This window comes from Streptomyces alkaliphilus, assembly GCF_014141535.1.
Taxonomy (GTDB): Bacteria; Actinomycetota; Actinomycetes; order Streptomycetales; family Streptomycetaceae; genus Streptomyces; species Streptomyces alkaliphilus.
The window spans coordinates 1-1,573 of the sequence record NZ_VKHT01001096.1 but is presented as its reverse complement, the minus strand read 5'-3'; the positions used below and the strand labels follow the sequence as shown (position 1 = coordinate 1,573).

Sequence of the window (1,573 nt, the reverse complement as noted above, 5' to 3'; positions counted from 1 at the left end):
CCCCCACCGACCGCACATGAGTGAGTTGCCCTCCCCCCGTACCGTCGGTCGATACCTCGTCCGGGCCGCCGAGCCGGAGGACGTCGACGGCGCCCGCGGCGTCATGCTGGACACGTTTTACCGCGAGTTCGGTTACGGGTACGTCCCCGGCTGGCACGAGGACGTCATCGACATCGACGGCGCCTACCTGACCGACCCCCGCCATCTCCTCCTCGTGGCGATCGACACGGGGGACCCGCGGCGGACGGTCGTCGGAACCACCGGCCTCCTCTCCCGGGGGCCGCGTCATCCCCCGCACCCCCGGTGGATCGCGGAGCGCTATCCCTCCGGCTCCACCGCCCAACTGGTCCGCGTCTACGTGCGGGCCGAACACCGTCGTCGCGGGCTGGCCCGGGTCATGGTGGAGATGGCCGCGGAATTCGCCGCCGTCCGCGAGTACGCCTCCCTGTACCTGCACACCAACGTGAACATCGCCGGTGCACAGCCGTTCTGGGAGGACGTCGCCAAGGAGATCTTCGACGCCAGGACCACCGGCGAGCACGGTCCCGGCTTCGCCACCGTCCACTACGAGATCCCGTTGCCCCACTGACCCGGGACGCCGTTCCCGGCTCGCCCCCGCCGGGGTCCGGAACGAGCGGGCCGGGAACGGACCCGGACTCACCCCGTCGGATCGGGGGCGGGCACGACGGGCACCGGCAGCGCCTCCAGCAATCGCCGGGTGACGGGGTGGCCGGGGACGGTCAGCACGACGCGGGTCGAACCGCTCTCCACCACCTCTCCCCCGTCGAGCACCAGGACACGATCGGCCAACCCCACCGCCAGTCGCAGGTCATGGGTGACCAGCACGAGCGAGACCGCCCGGTCGGGGTCGTTCGCCAAGCGCGTGAGGAGGTCGCCGACCCCGTCACGGGCGACCGGGTCCAGAGCGGAGGTGATCTCGTCGCACACCAGCACCCTGGGACGCGCCATCAGGGCGCGTGCCAGGGCGGCCCGTTGGAGTTCGCCCCCGGAGAGCCCGTCGGGGACGCGGGCCGCCGTGGCCTCGTCCACCCCCATGCCGGCGAGCACCTCCACCGCCTCGGCGCGGGCCCCGGCCGGGGAGACCCGACGCAGTCGGACCGCGGAACGGGCCACCTGCTCCAGCACCGGACGGTACTCGTCGAAGGAGGCCCGGGCGTCCTGGAAGACGTACTGCACCGCCGCCAGATGGCCCCGTCCGCGATCGCGGACGCTGCGGGGCAGGAGTTCCCCGTCCACCAGGACGCGTCCCGTGGCGTTCCGGTGCAGACCTGCCAGGCAGCGGGCGAGCGTCGTCATTCCCGACCCCGAACGCCCCACCACCGCCAGGCACTCCCCCGCGCCCAGGGACAGGGAGACGTCCCGCAGGACCGGGGTCCGGACGCGGCGGGGGCCGTGGTGGGCTGTGAGCCCCTCGACCCGCAGGAGTTCCGGCCGGGTGCCGGCCGGCCCGGACCCCCCCGGGGTGGCCGGTGGTGAGGGCTGGAGATTTGGCGAGTGCCCACCGTCCCCGGGGGCACCGGCAACGGTGGACACTCGCTCCACCGGTCCGCTT

Annotated in this window: 2 protein-coding genes; one reads left to right on the top strand and one right to left on the bottom strand. The window is 73.6% G+C overall.

Features of this window, described 5'->3' with window-relative positions:
- Positions 1–16: 16 nt before the first annotated feature.
- Positions 17–589 carry a GNAT family N-acetyltransferase gene (locus tag FNQ90_RS22645; protein WP_182608047.1) on the top strand — a complete coding sequence of 191 codons (573 nt, stop codon included), beginning with the start codon at positions 17–19 and terminating at the stop codon, positions 587–589.
- Between the two features lie 68 nt (positions 590–657).
- Here the strand turns inward: FNQ90_RS22645 and FNQ90_RS22640 are convergent.
- Positions 658–1,573, bottom strand: a 916-nt coding sequence (locus FNQ90_RS22640; protein WP_182608046.1) for an ATP-binding cassette domain-containing protein, incomplete at its 5' end; no start/stop codon positions are given.